At 68.7% G+C, this 3,224-nt stretch carries 1 protein-coding gene; it reads right to left on the minus strand.

Features of this window, described 5'->3' with window-relative positions:
- Window positions 1–3,224, minus strand: a 3,224-nt coding sequence (gene mfd / locus GJV64_RS12915) for a transcription-repair coupling factor (protein WP_164157722.1), incomplete at both ends; no start/stop codon positions are given.

A 3,224-nucleotide genomic window follows, 5' to 3' on the forward strand; every position in this document is an offset into this window, starting at 1 on the left:
CGAGTTTCGAGCGGAACACCGCCGGGCGCGCCGGCAGCGGGGTACGTGCGGTCGGTTGCGCCGCTGCTGCCGGCTTGAGCCGCGCGCCGGCCGCCAGCTTCGACAGCGACGACGCGATGGCCAGCGCGCCCTTAAGCCGGGTGCGGTCATCGCCCCAGTCGGCGGCGATGAACAGTTTCTGGTCGGGCCGCACCTTGGCACGCGCGCCGAGCCTGGCGATATAGTCCATCAGGCCATCAGGATTGGCGAAGCGGTCGGCCTGGAAGCTGACCAGCGCGCCTTTGCGCCCGGCTTCCAGCTTGGCGACACCGGCCGCCACGCAGGCCAGCTTGATCTCGATGACGGTCAGCAGATTTTCCGCCTCGGGCGGCAGCGGGCCGAAGCGGTCGATCATCTCGGCGGCCAGGCCATCGATGTCGGCGCGTCCGCTCATCTCGTTCAGCCGTCGATAGAGGGCCATGCGGACATTCAAGTCGGGGACATAGTGGTCCGGGATCAGGATCGGCACCTCGGCGGTGATCTGGGGCGAGAAGGCCTCCGTCGGCGGCTTCATGCCCGCGGCTTCGGCGCGCGCTTCCAGGATCGCCTCCTCCAGCATCGACTGGTAGAGCTCGAAGCCGATCTCCTTGATATGGCCCGATTGTTCATCGCCCAGCAGATTGCCGGCGCCGCGCTGGTCGAGATCGTGGCTGGCCAGCTGGAAGCCGGCGCCCAGCGTGTCGAGTTGGGAAAGGACCTGCAGGCGACGCTCGGCGCCCTCGGTGATGGTCTCCCCGGCGGCTGTCGTGAGATAGGCATAGGCGCGGGTCTTGCCGCGGCCGACGCGGCCCCGGATCTGGTAGAGCTGGGCCAGCCCGAAGCGGTCGGCACGGTGGACGATCAGCGTGTTGGCCGACGGAATGTCGAGGCCGGATTCGATGATGGTGGTCGACAGCAGCACGTCGTGGCGCTTGTCGTAGAAGGCGCTCATCCGCTCCTCGACCTCGGATGGCGCCATCTGCCCGTGGGCCGTGATCGGGCGCACCTCCGGCACCTCGGTGCGCAGATACTCCTCCACGTCGGCCAGGTCGCTGATGCGCGGCACCACGATGAAGCTCTGGCCGCCGCGATAATGTTCACGCAGCAGCGCCTCGCGGATCACCACCGGATCGAATGGCATGACATAGGTGCGCACCGCCAGCCGGTCGACCGGCGGGGTAGCGATGATCGACATCTCGCGCAGGCCGGTCAGGGCCATCTGCAGGGTGCGCGGGATCGGCGTGGCGGTGAGCGTGAGCACATGGACATCGGCCTTCAGCGCCTTCAGCCGTTCCTTGTGGACGACGCCGAAACGCTGTTCCTCGTCGACGATCACCAGCCCCAACCGCTTGAACTCCACCCCCTTGGCGAGCAGCGCGTGGGTGCCGACCACGATGTCCACGGTGCCATCTGCCAGACCCTCCCGTGCAGCGCGCGCGTCGTTTGCGCTGACCAGTCGGGAGAGGTGGCGCACCTGCACCGGCAAGCCGGCAAAGCGCTCGCGGAAATTCTGCACATGCTGGCGCGCCAGCAGCGTGGTCGGGCAGACCACCGCCACCTGCATGCCCGACAGCGCGGCGGCATAGGCAGCGCGCAGCGCCACCTCCGTCTTGCCGAAGCCGACATCGCCGCACACCAGCCGGTCCATCGGCTTGCCGGAGGTGAGATCGTCGAGCACGTCGCCGATGGCCTTCAACTGGTCGTCGGTCTCGGCATAGGGGAAGCGGTCGACAAAGGCGGCCATGCCATGGGCATCGATGCTCACCGGCTCGCCCTCGCGCAGGGCCCGCGCCGCCGCGGTCGCCAGCAGTTCGCCGGCAATCTCGCGGATGCGGTTCTTCATCCGCGCCTTGCGCTGGCTCCAGGCGACGCCGCCCAGCTTGTCGAGGCCAACGCCTTCGCTGTCGCTGCCATAGCGGCTGAGCACGTCGATATTCTCGACCGGCACGTAAAGCTTGTCGCCGCCGTCATAGCTCAGTGCGACGCAGTCGTGCGGCTTGCCGCCGATGGGGATGGCGATCAGGCCATCGTAACGCCCGATGCCGTGATCGCGGTGGACGATGAGATCGCCCGGCGTCAGCATCGCCAGTTCCGCCATGAAGGCATCGGCCTTGCGGGCCGAGCGTGCCTTCCTGACCAGCCGGTCACCCAGCATGTCCTGCTCGGTCAGCACATGGAGCGGCGGGTGCGGTGTGGAGCGGGTGAAGCCGTGTTCCAGCGGCAGTACGGTCAGCGCGATGTGCCCCGTCGCGGTGGCGCCCAGTGCCTCCTGCCAGTGATCGGCGAGCGCCAACCGCTCGATCCCCTCATCAGCCAGCAGGCCCCGCAGCCGTTCGCGGGCGCCGGCCGAATAGCTGGCCAGGATCACCCGCTCACCGGCGGCGCGGCGGCTTTCCACATGCGTCTTGATCGCGGTATAGACCGGCGGGCCGCCATTGGCCTGCGCCACCCGCTCCGGGGCGAAATCGCGTGCCGGCACGGCATCGCAATCGATGGCATCGCGCGTGCCGTCGGGCACGGCGTGAGGGGATGCGGCGTGCACGGCATGGGCGGCGCGGCGCTGGCGCCATTCCTCCGGCGCCAGATAGAGCGCATCAGCTGGCAGCGGGCGATAGCTGCCCTTCTTGGCCGACAGCGCGGCGATGCGGTTGTCGTGATAGTCGGCGATCGCCTCGAAACGGTCGGCCGCGGCCTTGTCGGCGCCGGGGCCTTCCAGCACCACGTCATCGGGGCCCAGCCAGTCGAACAGCGTGACGAGGCCGGGTTCGAACAGTGGCAGCCAATGCTCCATGCCGGCCAGCCGCCGCCCGTCGCTCACTGCTTCATAGAGCGGATCGCCGGTGGCGGTGGCGCCGAACCGCTCCAGCCAGCCGGCCCGGAAGGCGCGCACCCGATCGGCATCCAGCAGCACCTCCGACACCGGCAGCAGATCAAAGCCCTCGGCCGGCCCCAGGCTGCGCTGCGTCGCTGGATCGAATTTTCGTATAGTTTCAATCTCGTCGCCAAAGAAGTCGAGACGCAGTGCAAACTCCTGCCCCGACGGCATGACGTCCACAAGGCCGCCGCGCAGGGCATATTCGCCCGGCTCCACCACCGTATCGACTCGCACATAGCCATTGGCGGCGAGCTTGGCGGCCAGCGCCGCACGGTCGATGGCGCTGCCCGGCCGCAGCCGGGCCGACAGGCTGGCGATGCGCGCGGCCGGC

Source organism: Sandarakinorhabdus rubra, assembly GCF_010994245.1.
GTDB lineage: Bacteria > Pseudomonadota > Alphaproteobacteria > Sphingomonadales > Sphingomonadaceae > Sandarakinorhabdus > Sandarakinorhabdus rubra.